Genomic DNA, 15,804 nt, shown 5'->3' with positions numbered 1-15,804 from the left:
TATCGGCCTTAGCTCGCCTTGGCAGGCAGCTCCTCGAGGGTGACATTGTGGTTGGTGAACACGCAGATATCGCCGGCGATCGCCAGCGACTTCTCGGTGATCTCGCGGGCCCCGAGGTCGGTGTTCTCGAGCAGGGCGCGGGCCGCGGCCAGGGCGTAGTTGCCGCCGGAGCCGATGGCGATGATGCCGCCCTCGGGCTCCAGCACATCGCCGTTGCCGGTGATGATCAGCGAGGCGTCCTTGTTGGCCACGGCAAGCAGCGCCTCCAGGCGGCGCAGGGCGCGGTCGGTGCGCCACTCCTTGGCCAGCTCCACGGCGGCCTTGACCAGGTTGCCCTGGTACTTCTCCAGCTGCGCCTCGAAGCGCTCGAAGAGGGTGAAGGCGTCGGCGGTACCGCCGGCGAAGCCGGCCAGCACCTCGCCGCGATAGAGGCGGCGTACCTTGCTGGCGTTGCCCTTCATCACGGTATTGCCCAGCGATACCTGGCCATCACCGGCCAGCGCCACCTGGTCACCGCGGCGCACGGATACGATCGTGGTCATGGAGGAGACTCCTTGGGGGAGCGGGTGAACGGCTCCCGATGACTTTCGACGCCCAGCCGGGCATCGTGACGAATCTGTCTGGTGGGAGTAGGTGCGGGCGCGCCGCCCGGAATTCAAGCGGCCGCGCGTGTCACTGCGGGAGGCGGGCTCAGTTGTTGAGCTGGATAAGCAGCGGCTCGATACCCTGGGTGACCATCAGGTCCTGGGCCCGGGATAGCTCGCGGCGGTCCTCGTAGGGACCCACCTGCACCCGGTGCCAGGTCTCGCCGCCCCCGGCCTTCACCTCGCTGACCTGGGCCAGCAGGCCGAAGTCGCGCAGGCGGCTGCGCAGCTGCTGGGCATCGCCGACCTCGCGGAAGGAGGCGGCCTGGAGCATGAAGCGCTGGCCCGAGGCGCTGGTGGCGGCCGCGGCGGGCTCACGGGAGGGCTCGCTGTTGGCCTGGCGGTCGCTGGCCAGGTTGGCGGCGATCACCTCGGCGATGGGGTCGTCGGCAGGCGCCGAATCGTCGGCCGCCGTCTCCTCCGCCGGGGGCGGCGGAGTCGCCGTGGAGGCGGGCATCTCGCCACCCGGAGCGATCACCTCGGATTCCGGCAGCAGGGTGTAGAACTCGAAGGTCGGCATCGGCGGTTCGCTGGGCTCCGCCGCTGCCTCGGGCTCGGCCTCCGGCGGCGCGCTGCGTGGCAGCACCGTGGCCAGCGGCGAGTCCTCGACCTGCCAGGGTGCCACGCCGTGCTGGTGCTGGGAGAGCAGGAAGCCGGCCACCAGGCCAGCCAGGCCCCACACCCAGCCGGGCAGGCGCCATTCGCGACGCGCCTTGCGGGCGGGTTGGCGGCGGCTGTTGGTGGCACCGCGCTTCTTGGGGGGCTGCTTGCGAGTCGCCATGGGTTACATTTCCTCCGGGGCGCCGACTCCCATCAGCTCCAGGCCGTTGCGCAGCACCTGGCGCGTGGCCAGGCCCAGCGCCAGGCGGGCGTTGCGCAGGGCGTCGTCCTCGACCATCACCTTCACCGCGTTGTAGCAGGTGTGGAAGTCGGCGGCCAGGTCGAGCAGGTACTGAGCAATCTGCTGGGGCTCGCGGGCGGCCGCGGCGTGTTCCACCGCCTCGGGGTAGCGCGCCAGGCGGTTCAGCAGCGCCTTCTCCTGGTCCTCTTCCAGGCGACCCAGGCTGGCCATGGCCAGGGCGTGATCGAAGGGCTGGTCGTCGCTGCGGGCCTTCCGCTCGACGCTGCAAACCCTGGCGTGGGCGTACTGCACGTAGTAGACCGGGTTGTCGTTGGACTGCGAGCGCGCCAGGTCGATGTCGAAGGTAAGCTGGGAGTCTGCCCGACGCGCGGCCAAGAAGAAGCGCGTGGCGTCGCGGCCCACCTCGTCGATCAGGTCGCGCACGGTGACGTAGCTGCCGGCGCGCTTGGAGAGCTTCACTTCGACCCCGGAGCGAGTGACCATCACCATCTGGTGCAGCACGTAGTCGGGCCAGCCCTTCGGAATGCCCGCCTCCAGGGCCTGCAGGCCGGCGCGCACCCGGGTCACGGTGGAGTGGTGGTCGGCGCCCTGCTCGTTGATCACCGTGGTGAAGCCACGTTGCCACTTGTCGAGGTGGTAGGCGACGTCGGGCAGGAAGTAGGTGTACTGCCCGTCGGACTTGCGCATCACCCGGTCCTTGTCGTCCCCGAAGTCGGTGGTGCGCAGCCACAGGGCGCCGTCCTGTTCATAGGTGTGGCCCTTCTCGATCAGGCGCTCGACGGTCGCCTCCACCTTGCCGTCGCGGTAGAGCGAGGACTCCAGGAAGTAGACATCGAACTGCACGCCGAAGGCCTTGAGGTCGAGGTCCTGCTCGCGGCGCAGGTAGGCCACGGCGAACTCCTGGATCGCTGCCAGGTCGTCCGGGTCACCGCTGGCGGTGACATGGCGGTCGTCGGCATGGACGGTCTCGCCGTCGAGGTAGGCGTTGGCCACGTCGATGATGTAGCCGCCGCGATAGCCATCCGCCGGCCAGCCGTCGTCCTCGGGGTCGAGCCCCTTGGCCCGGGCCTGCACCGAGAGCGCCAGGTTGCTGATCTGGGCGCCGGCATCGTTGTAGTAGAACTCGCGGGTCACGTCGAAGCCGGTCGCTTCCAGCAGGCGACAGATGCAGTCGCCGATGGCCGCGCCGCGGCCGTGGCCGACGTGCAAGGGGCCGGTGGGGTTGGCGGAGACGAACTCCACCTGCACCTTGTGGCCCTGGCCGGTGAGGCTGCGGCCGAAGGCGTCGCCGGCGTCGAGCACCTGACGGACCACCTGGGCGGCGGCGTCGGTGGCGGCGAAGAAGTTGACGAAGCCGGGGCCGGCGATCTCCACCTTCTGTACTGCCTCGCTCTCGGGCAGCGCGCCGATCAGCGCCTCAGCCAGCTCGCGGGGCTTGCGGCCGGCCGGTTTGGCCAGCATCAGCGCCAGGTTGGTGGCGTAGTCGCCATGGGCCTTGTCCCGGGTGGGGTCGACCTTGATGGTCGGGGCGAGGTCGGCGGGCAGCACGCCCTGCTGCCGGAGGGAGTCGAGGGCGTCCTCGAGCAGCGCAACGATGGTCTCTTTCATGGGGCGTCGGATGTCCTGTGGCGTCGGGCCGAGCGGCCGATGAACCGGCGGTGAAGAGGCGCTCGGCCCGGCGTGGGCATGGAAACGGAGCCCTGAACGGGCATGGCCGGCCATTATCGGCAATTGTGGGGCGGCTTTAAAGGGCGGGGGTCAGCTTAGCGTCTGCGGGTCGATATCCAGCGACCAGCGTACCCGGCGCGCCTCGGGGGTGGCCTCCATCCAGGCGGTGAGCCAGGCACAGGCCTCATGCAGGGCGCTGCGCTTCTCGGCGCCCAGCATCAGCTGCAGATGGTAGCGCCCCTGGCGTCGCTCCATGGGCGCCGGCACCGGGCCCAGGCAGTCCACCGTAAGCTCGCGCTCGGCAAGCCAGCCACGCAGGGCGGTGGCGGCACGCCGGCCCAGCTCGCCGGCGGCCTCCTCCCTGGCGCTCTCCAGGCGCAGCAGGGCGAGGAAGCGGAAGGGCGGCAGGGCGGCGGCTCGACGCTCCTCCAGCAGCCGGTCGGCGAAGGCGGCATAGCCGCGTTCGGCCAGCAGGCGCAGGTGCGGGTCATCGGGGTGCATCGTCTGCACCAGCACCCGCCCGGGATGGGCGGCGCGGCCGGCACGGCCGGCCACCTGCACCAGCAGCTGCGCACCCTGCTCCAGGGCGCGGAAGTCGCTGGCATAGAGGCCGGCGTCGGCGTTGACTACCACCACCAGGGTGACATGGGGCAGGTGGTGCCCCTTGGCCAGCATCTGAGTACCCACCAGTAGGCAGGGCTCGCCGCGGCGCACCTCGGCCAGCGCGTTCTCGAAGGCGTCGCGGCGGCGGGTGCTGTCGCGATCGATGCGGTGCACCGGCACCTTGGGGAAGCGTCCGGCCAGGGTCTCCTCGGTGCGTTCAGTGCCGCTGCCCAGGGGGCGCAGGTCGATGCTGCCGCATTCGGGGCAGCTCTCCGGCAGGGCGCGGCGGCGATCGCAGTGGTGGCAGGCGAGCAGCGGCGGCTGGCGGTGCAGTGTCATGCGGGCGTCGCAGGCGTCGCACTCGGCCAGCCAGCCGCAGGCGTGACAGGCCAGGGTCGGGGCAAACCCGCGGCGATTGATGAATACCAGCACCTGGTGACCGGCCTGGAGGGTCTCCGCGATCGCCTCCAGCGCCGGCGGCGCCAGGCCGCCCAGGCGGGGCCGCCCGCGCAGGTCGAGCAGTTCCAGTCCGGCGGGGGCGTGACGGGTGGCGCGGCGGGTCAGCGGCAGGTGACGCCATTCGCCACGCCGCGCCCGGGCCAGACTCTCCAGCGAGGGCGTGGCGCTGCCCAGCAGCAGCGGGATACCGTGGTGGTGGGCGCGCGCCACGGCGAGGTCCCGGGCGTGGTAGCGCAGCCCGTCCTGCTGCTTGTAGGAGCCGTCGTGCTCCTCGTCGACGATGATCGCCCCGGGGCGAGCCAGGGGGGTGAAGATCGCCGAACGTGTGCCGATGACGATGGGAGCCCGACCGCTGGCGGCGGCCTCCCAGGCATCCAGGCGCTCGTGATCGGTAAGCCCCGAGTGCAGTGCCACCACCGGCACCCGGAAGCGCTTACGGAAGCGTGCCAGGGTCTGCGGAGTCAGGCCGATCTCCGGCACCAGCACCAGCGCCTGGCGTCCGCGGCCCACCACCGCCTCGATCAACTGCAGGTAGACCTCGGTCTTGCCGCTGCCGGTGACCCCTTCCAGCAGGCAGGGGTGATAGGCATCGAGCCGTTCGTGCAGCGCCGAGAGGGCATGGGCCTGCTCGCGGTTGAGCGGCAGCGCCGGGTCGGCCAGCAGGTGGTCGGCATCGGGCTGGGGGGCGGCGGCAAGTGGCTCCTCGTGGCGTTCGACGAGCCCCTTGGCGGTCAGGGCCTTGAGCTGATCACGGCTGAAGGCCTGGGCGAGGATCGCCTGGCTGGCCAGGCCATGGGGGTGCTGGCGCAGCATCTCCAGCAGCGCCGCTTGGCGCGGGGCGCGGGGCAGGGCATCGCTGCCGGCGGCATGCCCCGCGGCGGTGAGGGCCCAGCGCTCCCGGGTGCGGGCGGCAAGCGCACGGCCCTGGCGCAGCAGCACCGGCAGTGCCTGGTGCAGGGTGTCGCCCAGCGGATGCTGGTAGTAGCGTGCGGTGAAGCGGCATAACCACAGCCAGTCTTCCGGTAGCGGGGTGTCGTCCAGGCAGGCCAGCACCGGCTTGAGGTCGGCCAGCGGCAGTTCGCCCCGGTCGCAGCACGCGACCACGATGCCGACCACCTCGCGGCGCCCGAAGGACACCCTGACGCGCAGGCCCGGCTGCCAGCCGCAAGCCGGGGCCTCGCTGCTCGGGCGGTAGTCGAACAGGCGGTGCAGCGGTGAGGGGATGGCGACGCGCAGCACGCGTGGAACGGGCGATTCAGGCAATTGGCCTCCGGCAGTGGCTCTGGTAGAATGCTGCGCTCCCCGGCGCCAGGTCGGCGTTTCGGGGTGTTCCGGTGAGTTCCCAAGCTTGCTCGGCAATCCCAGACAGGTGCCGGCAACCGATAGACAACCGTATGCGGTGCCTGGCAGCGGATCAGGTGGCGGCATACAGCGCAACGAGGCTCAAGATGAAACAAGGTATCCACCCCGAATACAAGACGATCAAGGCGACCTGCTCCTGTGGCGCCACCTTCGAGGTTGGCTCCACCGCCGGCCGCGATCTGGAGTTGGACGTCTGCTCCCAGTGCCACCCCTTCTATACCGGCAAGCAGAAGCAGGCGACCACCGGTGGTCGCGTCGAGCGCTTCAACAAGCGCTTCGGCGCCGCGCTCAAGCGCTGATCGCGTTGCGGCACTACGCCGTGCGTGCCAAGAACCCGCCCTCTGGGCGGGTTCTTGCGTATCTGGCCGGAACAATGTCGACAATGGCGCCCAATGAGCGCCGACCGGCCATCACGCATGGTGCTGTAAAGATATGGAAACTTTTTCTATACTCTGGATCACGACTTTACCCAAGCGGACACAAGCATGACTGACGCAAGACAGGCAGCGCTGGACTATCACGCCAAGCCCATTCCCGGGAAGCTCTCCATCGAGCTGACCAAGCCTACCGCCACCGCCAGGGATCTGGCTCTGGCCTACAGCCCCGGCGTGGCCGAGCCGGTACGCGAGATCGCCCGGGACCCCGAGAACGCCTATCGCTACACTGGCAAGGGCAACCTGGTGGCGGTGATCTCCGATGGCACCGCCATCCTCGGCCTGGGCAACCTGGGGCCGCTGGCCAGTAAGCCGGTCATGGAAGGCAAGGGTGTCCTGTTCAAGCGCTTCGCCGGCATCAACTCCGTGGATATCGAGGTCAACGCCGAGAGCCCCCAGGCCTTCATCGATACCGTGGCGCGCATTGCCGATACCTGGGGTGGCATCAACCTCGAGGACATCAAGGCCCCCGAGTGCTTCGAGATCGAGCAGGCGCTCATCGAGCAGTGCAGCATCCCGGTGTTCCACGACGACCAGCACGGCACCGCCATCGTCACCACGGCAGGCACGCTCAACGCCCTGTCCATCGCCGGGAAGTCGGTCGAGGAGGCCAAGATCGTCTGCCTGGGCGCCGGTTCTGCCGCCATCGCCTGCATGAAGCTGCTGGTCAGCTGCGGCGCGCGTGCCGAGAATATCTACATGCTTGACCGCAAGGGGGTGATCCACACCGGGCGTGAGGATCTCAACCAGTACAAGGCGATGTTCGCCGTGGAGACCGACAAGCGTACCCTGGGCGACGCCATCGACGGTGCCGACGTGTTCCTGGGCCTGTCCGGTCCCAACCTGCTCTCAGCCGAGCAGCTCAAGAAGATGGCACCCAACCCGGTGGTGTTCGCCTGCTCCAACCCGGACCCGGAGATTCACCCGGAGCTCGCTCGCGAGACCCGCGATGATGTGATCATGGCGACCGGGCGTTCGGACTACCCCAACCAGGTCAATAACGTGTTGTGCTTCCCGTTCATCTTCCGTGGCGCGCTGGACGTACGTGCCACGCGCATCAACGAGGAGATGAAGGTGGCCGCGGTGCACGCCCTCAAGGACCTGGCTCGGGAGCCGGTGCCCAGCGAGGTGCTCGAGGCCTACGAGATGGAGAGCATGAGCTTCGGTCGCGACTACATCATCCCCACCCCGGTCGATGTGCGCCTGCTTGACCGCGTGGCCTCCGCGGTGGCCCAGGCCGCCGTGGACTCCGGGGTGGCGCGCAAGCCCTACCCCTCCCACTATCCGCTCAAGACCGTCGACGAGGTCTACGGCGGCTGACGCCAAGCGCCAAGCCAGCCGGATAGATAGAACGAGATCGGGGCCCAGAAGGGCCCCGATCTCGTTGTGGTTCTGCCTCCTTGGCGGGTTTGCCCGCTAGAAGATCGCCTCGTAGGTCCCCGTTCCCTGGGATCCGCTGCGCTGTTCCACTTCGCGCTCCACGCGGCGCGGCTGGGTGCCGGGAAGGTGGTCGGGGTGGAAGATCTCGCTGATGCCCCCGCGCGACAGGCGCCTGCCGGTATCGGGGTCGATCTGGGCGGTGACCAGCTCGGCCGGCGGTTCGGGCATCGCCGGGGGCTGTCCCTCCAGGGCCTCGCCCATGAAGGTCATCCAGATCGGCAGGGCGGCGCTGGCGCCGTACTCGGCGGTGGTGGTGTTGTCATCCTTGCCCAGCCAGACCGTGGCCACCAGGTTGCTGTTGAAGCCGGCGAACCAGGTGTCACGCTGGCCGTTGGTGGTACCGGTCTTGCCGACGATATCCTCGCGGCCAAGCTCCAGGGCGCGGCGCCCGGTGCCGTTCTCGATCACGTCGCGCAGCATGTCGCGCAGGATGTAGAGGTTGATGGGGTCCACCACTCGGGTGGCGACCGGATAGCTCCTGCCATCGATCGTCACCTGCTCCTGCCCCGGGGGGCAGTTGCGGCAGGCAACGGCGGGGTTGGCCTCTTCCAGGGTCGTCTCGCCCTTGGCGACACGCTCGACGAACCAGGGGGTGACCTTGAAGCCGCCGTTGGCCAGCACCGCGTAGGCGTTGGTCATCTCCAGGGGCGTCAGGTCGGCGCTGCCCAGACCGAGGGAGAGGCCGCGGGGCAGGCGCGAGGGCTCGAATCCGAAGCCCTCGAGGAAGTTGATGGTCTCGTTCAGCCCCACCTCGCGTAGCACGCGGATGGTGACCAGGTTGCGCGAGCGGGCCAGGGCATTGCGCAGGCGCATGGGACCCAGGAAGTCGCCGCTGGCGTTGACCGGGCGCCACAGCTCGTTGCTGCCGTCGTTGATCACCACCGGGGCATCGTTGACCACGCTGGCGGCAGTCATCGTGCCGCTCTCGAGTGCCGCCAGATAGATGAAGGGCTTGAAGATCGAGCCCGACTGACGCTGGGCCTGAACGGCGCGGTTGAACTTGCTGGCGTTGAAGTCGAAGCCGCCCTGCAGGGCGAGGATGGCGCCGGTCTCGGGGTGCATCACCACCAGCGAGCCTTCGGCGTCGGGGCGCTGGGCCAGGCGCAGGCTGCCGTCCTCGCGCTCCATCACGCGCACCAGGTCGCCGCGGCCGGCGATCTCGGCCGCCGAGCCGGGCTCCGGACCGCGGTACTGGGCGTTGCGGAACTCGCGGGCCCAGGAGAGGCCGTCCCACTCGATGGTGCGCAGCTCGCCGTCGCGCAGCAGCACGCGCATCTGGCGCCCTTCGCTCGCCACCACGATGGCCGGGTGGAGCAGGCCGTAGCGCGGGGTGCGCTCGAGTACCTGGACCCAGTTGCTGACGTCGCCGTCGATGCCCTCGACCCGGGTCTCGCTGCGCTCGGCGGCGCGCCGGGCGGTCTCCAGCACCTCGGGGGATTCGTCGAGCTCCTCCTCGAGGCCGCTGCGCTCGGTGCGATCCTGCGCCTCGGCGAGGCTCTGGGGCAGCTCCTCCTCCTCCGGGCCACGCCAGCCGTGGCGGGTGTCATAGTCGATCAGGCCGCGGGCCAGGGCACGACGCGCCATGGGCTGGAGCTCGCTGTCCAGGGTGGTGGTGATGTTGTAGCCGCCGGTATAGGCCTCGCTCTCACCGAAACGGTCCACGGCATACTGGCGGGCCATCTCGGCGACATAGTCGGCATCCACCTCGGCCTGGGCCACGTGGCGCTCGGCGGTGATCGGCGCCTGCACGGCCTCGTCGTAGGTAGCCTGGTCGATATACCCCAGGTCGCGCATGCGGAACAGGATCCAGTTGCGGCGGATCAGCGCACGCTCCGGGTTGGTCAGCGGGTTGAAGCTGGAGGGCGCCTTGGGCAGTCCGGCGATCATCGCCTTCTCGGCCAGGGTCAGCTCATCCAGCGGGCGGTCGTAGTAGATCTCGGCGGCGGCGGCGATGCCGTAGGCGCGGTGGCCGAGGAAGATCTTGTTGACGTAGAGCTCGAGGATCTCCTCCTTGCTGAGCACCTGCTCCATCTGCAGGGCCAGCAGGATCTCGCGGATCTTGCGGGTAAAGGTGCGATCCAGGGTCAGCAGGTAGTTGCGCGCCACCTGCATGGTGATGGTGGAGCCGCCGGACTGGATCTCGCCGCCGCTGGCGACCAGCTCGCCGGCCGCGCGCATCAGCCCCATGGGGTCGACGCCGCGATGTTCAAAGAATCTGTCATCCTCGGCGGCCAGCAGCGCCTGGGTGAACTCCTCGGGGATCTCGGCATGATCGATCGGCAGGCGACGCTCCTCGCCGTACTCTCCGATCAGCTTGCCATCCCGGGTATAGATGCGCAGCGGTGAGTGCAGCTCGAAGTCCTGGAGCTGGCGCACGTCGGGCAGCCCGGGGGCGAAATAGAGGGCGGCGCCCACCACGCCGAGCCCGGCCGCGGCGATCAGCGAGACGGTGAGCCAGGCCAGTGAGAAGAGCAGGGTTCTGATAAACGTCATGAAGTGGCGGTGTCCATGCAGGGAACTGGAGCGGTTGTGAAGCGATGACGAGAGATCCGGTTGCGCGGCCATTATAGGAACCCCGGGCGGGGGTCACCAGCGTTGAGAGTGCAAGCCCAAGGTTTACCGTGTGACCAATGGCAAGATCATGTAACCTCATGCTACAGGATGGGAACAACAATCGAGACCTGCCGATATGCGTAAGGCGGGCACCACGACAAGGCGGGCAAGCCGCAAGACTCAGCAGGGGCAGGACCGAGATGCGATTGATGGCATCCAGCAAGGGACTGATCGGCGTCGACATCACCTCGGCTACGGTCAAGCTCGTGGAACTTCGGCGAGCTGGCGCCACTTATCAGGTGGAAAGCTATGCCGTCAGACCGCTGCGCGAAGGCGCGGTGGTCGAACGGCGCATCCAGGACATGGGCGAGGTAGTAGATGCCCTTACCCGAGCCGTTCAGCAGGCCAAGCCACACACCCGCCAGGTGGTGGTATCGGTGCCCGCCAGTGCGGCGATCACCAAGACCCTCACGCTACCGGCGTCGCTCAGCGACGACGAGATCGAATCGCGCATCCAGCTCGATTCAGACAAGCACATTCCGTTTCCGTTCAGTGAGGTCGCCTTCGACTTCCAGCGCCTGGGGCTTAACGCCCGCTACGCCGACCAGCAGGATGTGCTGCTGGTGGCCTGCCGCCAGCAGGACGTCAGCCAGCTAACCGATGCCGTGATGCAGTCCGGCCTGACGCCTGCGGCAGTGGATGTCGAGACCTTCGCCATGGAGCGTGCCTTCACCGAGGTGCGCCACCAGCTGCCGGCGCTCAGCGGCGAGGAGGACTGTGTGGCGCTGGTGGATATCGGGGCGACCATGAACACCTTCCATGTGCTGCGCCAGGGCCGTGTGGTCTACAGCCGCGATACCGTGTTCGGCGGCCGCCAGCTCACCGAGGAGATCCGCAATCGCTACGGCCTGAGCTACGACGAGGCAGGCCTGGCCAAGAAGCGTGGCGGCCTGCCGGATGACTACCAGCGCAGTGTCCTCGACCCCTTCCTCGATACCCTGGTCCAGCAGGTGGGGCGCTCATTGCAGCTCTACTATACCGCCGGACGCAAGCAGGAGGTGCGTCACATGGTGCTGGCCGGTGGCTCCAGCGTGCTCCCCGGCCTGGCCGAGCGGCTTGCCCAGGAGAGCGGCCTGGAGGTCTCCATCGCCAACCCCCTGGCGCGCATGAAGGTCAACAACCGTATCGACGTGCAGACCCTCTCCGGCGACGCGCCGGCGATGCTCACGGCCTGCGGACTGGCAATGAGGGCGCGCCCATGACCATCGAGATCAACCTCCTGCCCTGGCGAGAGGAGCAGCGCGCCCGGCGCAGCAAGCGTTTCTACGTGGCCCTCGGGCTGGCGGCGCTGCTGGGCCTCGGTGGCGGCTACGGCATGACCTGGTACTACGAACAGGAGGCCGAGGCCCAGCGCCAGCGCAACGCCCATATCGAGGCCCAGAGTCGCCAGCTCGACTCCGCCATTCGCGAGATCAGCGAGCTCGAGCAGATCCGCGAGCAGATGCTCGAGCAGGTGCGGGTCTTTACCGAGCTGCAGAATGGTCGCACCCAGACGGTTCACGTGATGAGCGACCTCACCACCAGCCTCGAGGAGGGCGTGCACTATACCCAGCTCAACCGGCAGGGTGACAGCCTGCGCCTCTCCGGCCGGGCCGAAGATAACGGCCAGGTCTCCGACCAGCTGCGTCGCCTGGCGGCAGCGGCCTCCTTTACCGAGCCGGTGCTCTCCGAGGTGGAAACCGAGGGAGGTGGGGAGCGCAGGAGCTTCAGCCTCAGCATGAGCCAGCGCATGCCCGAAACGCCCACGCAGGCACCGCAAGGCGAGGCCGAGGAGGAGGGATCATGAGTCTCAATGCCGAGATGCGTCGCCTGCGCGAGCTGGACTGGCGCGAACTGGATATCAAGGAGGCCGGGGTCTGGCCCTGGTCGCTGCAGCTGCTGCTCTGCCTGATACTGCTGGGCGTGACCTTCTTCGCCATGCACTGGTACCTGGCCGGTCCCGCCAAGGAGCAGCTCGAGCAGGTCAGGGCCGAAGAGCCACAGCTGATTCGTGACTACCGCAGCAAGGCGGCCCAGGCCGCCAACCTGGAGGCGATGCGCGAGCAGATGGGCGTCCTCGAGGCGCGCATGGACACCCTGCGCGAGATGCTGCCCAGCGGTGCCGAGATTCCGGCGCTGATCGACAACATCACCGAGACCGCCCTCGACAACCAGCTGGCCATCGATTATATCCGCCTGCGTGGTACCGCGGCGCGAGAGCACTACGTCGAGCAGCCCTTCGATATCCAGGTGCGTGGCGACTATCACCGCATCGCGGCCTTCCTGGCTGGCGTGGCCGGGCTGCCGCGCATCGTCACCCTGCATGACATGACCCTGGCGCCGGAAGGCGGTGATGGTCAGAACCTGCGCCTCTCCATGCTGGCGCGCACCTACAGCTACCGCCAGAGCGAGGAGGGTGGCTCATGATGGCCTGGCAGAAATCGCTCCTTGTCGTGGCCGGCCTGGCAGTGATCGCCGGCTGCGCCGACCCGCAGCTGGCCAGCCTCGATCGTGACCTGGCCGATATCCGCAGCAACCCTGGCCCGACGCCCAACATCGAGCTGCCGGAGATACCCGATTACGAACCGGTGCCCTACGATGAGGCCGACCTGCGCAGCCCCTTCGTGCCGCGCCTGCCCGAGGCGGAGCAGCAGGCCCAGGGCTCCGTGGAGCTGGCGCCCGACCTGGCCCGCCCACGGGAGACGCTGGAGGCCTACAAGCTCAGCGAGCTGCGGCTGGTGGGCACCCTCACCGAGAGTGGCCAGCCCTCGGCGCTGGTACGCGCGCCGGACGGCCAGGTCCATCGGCTGCGGGTCGGTAACCATATGGGCAGCGACTTCGGCCGCATCGTCAGTATCACCTCGTCAACGGTGCAGCTGATCGAGGTAGTGCCGACCGGGCGCGGTGGCTGGGTCGAGCGCACCACGCGCCTCGAGCTCAATGGCCAGGGTGATTCCTGATATACCGCCGGCAAAATCGGAAACGATCAGCGGTCAGCGGCCGAGTAAACAGGCAAATAAGCGAACTAATAAGCGAACAGCACAGCAAGCCTACCGCCGTTCCCGGGGAGCGGCGTCAAGCGGGGGGAAGGGAACCATGCGATCACTCATCATCAAGCGTGCCGCGGCATTGCTCGCCATGCTGGCGGTGTCGGGAACCGCCCTGGCGGCCTCGACGCTCGAAGGCCTCGACTTCCGGCAGGGTGCCAGCGGTGAACTCGAGGTTGATCTCGACTTCGCCGGACCGGTGCCCGAGGTGCGCGGCTACCGTATCGATGATCCGGCACGGCTGACCATCGACCTGATGGAGACCGATAACCGCCTCGATCGCCGCAGCTACTCCCTGGGCATCGGCGGCGTGCAGCAGGTTACCGCCCTGGAGGCCGGCTCGCGTACCCGCCTGGTCTTCGACCTCGAGGGGCCGCTGCCCTACAACACTCGCGAGCAGGGCGACCGCCTGCGCCTGGCCATCGGCGGTGGCGCCGCCGATACCGGCGTGGCCGCCCGTGCCGCCAGCTCATCCACCACCCCGACGGCCACCACCACGACAGCCGCCGCATCGCCCGAGCCGGCGCCGCGACAGCCGGTCAGCAGCGGTCCCAGCGTCGAGGATATCGACTTCCGCCGCGGCAGCGATGGCGCCGGCCGGCTGGTGGTCACCTTCGATCGCGCCGGCGTCGACGCCCGGGTGAACGAGAGTGGTCGTAATCGCATCACCGCTGAACTGATGGATGTCGACCTGCCCACCTCGCTGGACCAGGTCTATGACGTCAGCGACTTCGGCACCCCGCTACAGCGGATCACCCCGCGAGTGGGGCGCAACGGCGTGACCCTCGACATTCAGGGCAGCGGCGACTATGCCATGGTCTCCACCCAGAGCGGCCGCCAACTGACCATCGAGGCCCAGCCGGTCACTCGCCAGGAGCAGGAGCAGCGGGTGCGCGAGCAGTTCCCCTACACCGGCGAGCGCATCACCCTGAACTTCCAGGATATCGAGGTGCGCTCGGTGCTGGCGATCATCGCCGACTTCACCGGGCTCAACCTGGTGGCCAGCGACAGCGTGCAGGGTCGCGTGACCCTGAACCTCGAGGATGTTCCCTGGGACCAGGCGCTGGACCTGGTGCTCAAGAGCCACGGGCTCTCCAGCCGACAGGAGGGCAACGTGATCGTGGTGGCTCCCGCCGCCGAGCTCGCCCAGCGAGAACAGCTCGAGCTGCAGACCCGCGAGCAGCTCGAGACCCTGGCGCCGCTGGAGACCGAATACATCGAGGTCAAGTACGCCAAGGCGAACGATATCGCCGCCCTGCTGCGCGGTGGCGGTCAGTCAGGCTTCGGCCTGCTGACCGAGCGCGGCAAGGTGGCAGTGGATCCGCGCACCAATACCCTGCTGATTCAGGATACCGCCGACCAGATCGATAGCATCATGGATACCCTGGAGCGCCTCGACGTGGCAGTGCGTCAGGTGCAGATCGAGGCGCGTATTGTCATCGCTGGGCAGACGGCCTCGCGTGAACTGGGCGTCAACTGGGGGGCGTCGGGAGCAGGCAGCCGCTTCGATCTGGGGGGCGCCTCCGATGGTTCGCCGATCTCCGGGCTTGGCGGGCTGGCGGTAGATTTCGGTTCCACCGACCGTGGCGTCGGAGGCATGACCAGTTTTGCCTTCGGCTACCTCTCCGGCGATGTGCTGCTCGACCTGGAGCTGCGTGCCATGGAGAGCGATGGCAAGAGCTATACCATCTCCCAGCCACGAGTGATTACCGCCAACCAAACCACCGCGGTGATCAAGCAGGGTCAGGAACGCGCCTATCGCGAGGCGGCGGCCAGTGGTGCCTCGGCGGTGGACTTCAAGGAGGCAGTGCTCTCCCTTGAGGTGACCCCCCAGATCACCCCGGACAACCGCATCATCATGGATGTGGCGATCACCAATGACACCTTCGGCGAGTTCAATCCTGGCGAGGAGCCCCCGATCAACAAGAACGAGATCGAGACCCAGGTGCTGGTGGACAACGGCCAGACCGTGGTGCTGGGCGGGATATTACAGACCGAAGAGCTGCAGAACCTGGTCAAGACGCCGTTCCTGGGCGACATACCGGTGCTCGGCAACCTGTTCCGCTATACCCAGGAGAGCAACGACAAGGTAGAGTTGCTGGTATTCATTACCCCACGAATTCTGGACGACGGTGTGGCCCTTCGCTGATGTTGGCACTACCCAACCTGATATTGATCGGCCCCATGGGGGCCGGCAAGAGCACCATCGGCCGCCTACTGGCGGCCGAGCTTTCTCGTGACTTCCTCGACACCGATCACGAGATCCAGGCACGCTGCGGCGCCGATATTCCCTGGATCTTCGACGTCGAGGGCGAGGCGGGCTTCCGCGATCGCGAGACCCTGATGATCGACGAGCTGACCCGCCGCGAAGGCGTGGTGATCGCCACCGGCGGCGGCGCCGTGCTGCGCGAGGAGAATCGCCGCATGCTGCGCGAGCGGGGCACCGTCATCTACCTCTTCACCACCGTGGAGCAGCAGCTCAAGCGCACCGCCAAGGACCGCAACCGGCCGCTGTTGCAGCGCCCGGACAAGGAGGCGGTGCTGCGCGAGATGTTCGGCCAGCGCGACCCCCTCTACCGCGCCACCGCCGACCTCACGGTACGCACCGATCGCCGCGGCCCGCGCTCGGTGGTCAACGATATCGTCCGCCGCGTGACGCGGCTGGTCGACCCCCTGCAAGCCAAGGCCTGAAC

Annotated in this window: 13 protein-coding genes; 8 read left to right on the top strand and 5 right to left on the bottom strand. The window is 68.1% G+C overall.

Going from position 1 to position 15,804, the window contains the following annotated elements:
• Positions 1-8: 8 nt before the first annotated feature.
• The 4 genes from hslV to ACJ7IV_RS13505 form a co-directional block, all read right to left on the bottom strand.
• Positions 9-542, bottom strand: a complete 534-nt coding sequence (gene hslV / locus ACJ7IV_RS13520; RefSeq protein ID WP_483864834.1) for an ATP-dependent protease subunit HslV — start codon at positions 540-542, stop codon at positions 9-11.
• A 148-nt stretch (positions 543-690) separates the two neighbouring features.
• Positions 691-1,425, bottom strand: a complete 735-nt coding sequence (locus ACJ7IV_RS13515) for an SPOR domain-containing protein (protein WP_483864833.1) — start codon at positions 1,423-1,425, stop codon at positions 691-693.
• A gap of 3 nt (positions 1,426-1,428) precedes the next feature.
• Complete coding sequence (gene argS / locus ACJ7IV_RS13510; RefSeq protein WP_483864832.1) at positions 1,429-3,114, bottom strand: arginine--tRNA ligase; 1,686 nt, start codon at positions 3,112-3,114, stop codon at positions 1,429-1,431.
• 150 nt (positions 3,115-3,264) lie between these two features.
• Complete coding sequence (locus tag ACJ7IV_RS13505) at positions 3,265-5,664, bottom strand: primosomal protein N' (RefSeq protein WP_483864831.1); 2,400 nt, start codon at positions 5,662-5,664, stop codon at positions 3,265-3,267.
• Between the two features lie 20 nt (positions 5,665-5,684).
• On the opposite strand from ACJ7IV_RS13505, the gene rpmE reads away from it, so the two are divergent.
• A complete protein-coding gene (rpmE, locus tag ACJ7IV_RS13500) occupies positions 5,685-5,897 on the top strand; it encodes a 50S ribosomal protein L31 (protein WP_483864830.1) in 213 nt (70 codons plus the stop codon).
• Between the two features lie 186 nt (positions 5,898-6,083).
• A complete protein-coding gene (locus ACJ7IV_RS13495; RefSeq protein WP_483864828.1) occupies positions 6,084-7,352 on the top strand; it encodes a malic enzyme-like NAD(P)-binding protein in 1,269 nt (422 codons plus the stop codon).
• A gap of 96 nt (positions 7,353-7,448) precedes the next feature.
• Here ACJ7IV_RS13495 and ACJ7IV_RS13490 read toward each other — a convergent pair whose 3' ends face one another.
• On the bottom strand, positions 7,449-9,965 hold the full coding sequence (locus ACJ7IV_RS13490; RefSeq protein ID WP_483864827.1) for a penicillin-binding protein 1A: 2,517 nt from the start codon (positions 9,963-9,965) through the stop codon (positions 7,449-7,451).
• Between the two features lie 260 nt (positions 9,966-10,225).
• On the opposite strand from ACJ7IV_RS13490, the gene ACJ7IV_RS13485 reads away from it, so the two are divergent.
• From ACJ7IV_RS13485 to aroK, 6 genes are all read left to right on the top strand, one after another.
• Complete coding sequence (locus tag ACJ7IV_RS13485; RefSeq protein WP_213312107.1) at positions 10,226-11,287, top strand: pilus assembly protein PilM; 1,062 nt, start codon at positions 10,226-10,228, stop codon at positions 11,285-11,287.
• Positions 11,284-11,871 (top strand): PilN domain-containing protein, encoded by a 588-nt coding sequence (locus ACJ7IV_RS13480; RefSeq protein WP_483864826.1) that lies wholly within the window; start codon positions 11,284-11,286, stop codon positions 11,869-11,871. The genes ACJ7IV_RS13485 and ACJ7IV_RS13480 overlap by 4 nt, the downstream gene beginning before the upstream one ends.
• Positions 11,868-12,491 carry a type IV pilus inner membrane component PilO gene (locus tag ACJ7IV_RS13475; RefSeq protein ID WP_483864825.1) on the top strand — a complete coding sequence of 208 codons (624 nt, stop codon included), beginning with the start codon at positions 11,868-11,870 and terminating at the stop codon, positions 12,489-12,491. Before ACJ7IV_RS13480 ends, ACJ7IV_RS13475 begins: the two co-directional genes overlap by 4 nt.
• Complete coding sequence (locus ACJ7IV_RS13470) at positions 12,488-13,024, top strand: pilus assembly protein PilP (RefSeq protein ID WP_483864824.1); 537 nt, start codon at positions 12,488-12,490, stop codon at positions 13,022-13,024. The genes ACJ7IV_RS13475 and ACJ7IV_RS13470 overlap by 4 nt, the downstream gene beginning before the upstream one ends.
• 136 nt (positions 13,025-13,160) lie before the next feature.
• A complete protein-coding gene (locus ACJ7IV_RS13465) occupies positions 13,161-15,260 on the top strand; it encodes a type IV pilus secretin PilQ (protein ID WP_483864823.1) in 2,100 nt (699 codons plus the stop codon).
• A complete protein-coding gene (aroK, locus tag ACJ7IV_RS13460) occupies positions 15,260-15,802 on the top strand; it encodes a shikimate kinase AroK (protein ID WP_213312111.1) in 543 nt (180 codons plus the stop codon). Before ACJ7IV_RS13465 ends, aroK begins: the two co-directional genes overlap by 1 nt.
• Positions 15,803-15,804: the final 2 nt, after the last annotated feature.

It is taken from the genome of Halomonas sp. C10-5, assembly GCF_057169305.1.
This window is presented reverse-complemented; position numbering and strand designations above follow the sequence as displayed.

Coding starts and splice junctions, on each gene's coding strand:
- aroK (WP_213312111.1), top strand. CDS start 15,260: ATGTTGGCACTACCCAACCTGATATTGATCGGCCCCATGGGGGCCGGC.
- argS (WP_483864832.1), bottom strand. CDS start 3,114: ATGAAAGAGACCATCGTTGCGCTGCTCGAGGACGCCCTCGACTCCCTC.
- ACJ7IV_RS13470 (WP_483864824.1), top strand. CDS start 12,488: ATGATGGCCTGGCAGAAATCGCTCCTTGTCGTGGCCGGCCTGGCAGTG.
- rpmE (WP_483864830.1), top strand. CDS start 5,685: ATGAAACAAGGTATCCACCCCGAATACAAGACGATCAAGGCGACCTGC.
- ACJ7IV_RS13505 (WP_483864831.1), bottom strand. CDS start 5,664: ATGCCGCCACCTGATCCGCTGCCAGGCACCGCATACGGTTGTCTATCG.
- ACJ7IV_RS13490 (WP_483864827.1), bottom strand. CDS start 9,965: ATGACGTTTATCAGAACCCTGCTCTTCTCACTGGCCTGGCTCACCGTC.
- ACJ7IV_RS13475 (WP_483864825.1), top strand. CDS start 11,868: ATGAGTCTCAATGCCGAGATGCGTCGCCTGCGCGAGCTGGACTGGCGC.
- ACJ7IV_RS13495 (WP_483864828.1), top strand. CDS start 6,084: ATGACTGACGCAAGACAGGCAGCGCTGGACTATCACGCCAAGCCCATT.
- ACJ7IV_RS13465 (WP_483864823.1), top strand. CDS start 13,161: ATGCGATCACTCATCATCAAGCGTGCCGCGGCATTGCTCGCCATGCTG.
- ACJ7IV_RS13515 (WP_483864833.1), bottom strand. CDS start 1,425: ATGGCGACTCGCAAGCAGCCCCCCAAGAAGCGCGGTGCCACCAACAGC.
- hslV (WP_483864834.1), bottom strand. CDS start 542: ATGACCACGATCGTATCCGTGCGCCGCGGTGACCAGGTGGCGCTGGCC.
- ACJ7IV_RS13480 (WP_483864826.1), top strand. CDS start 11,284: ATGACCATCGAGATCAACCTCCTGCCCTGGCGAGAGGAGCAGCGCGCC.
- ACJ7IV_RS13485 (WP_213312107.1), top strand. CDS start 10,226: ATGCGATTGATGGCATCCAGCAAGGGACTGATCGGCGTCGACATCACC.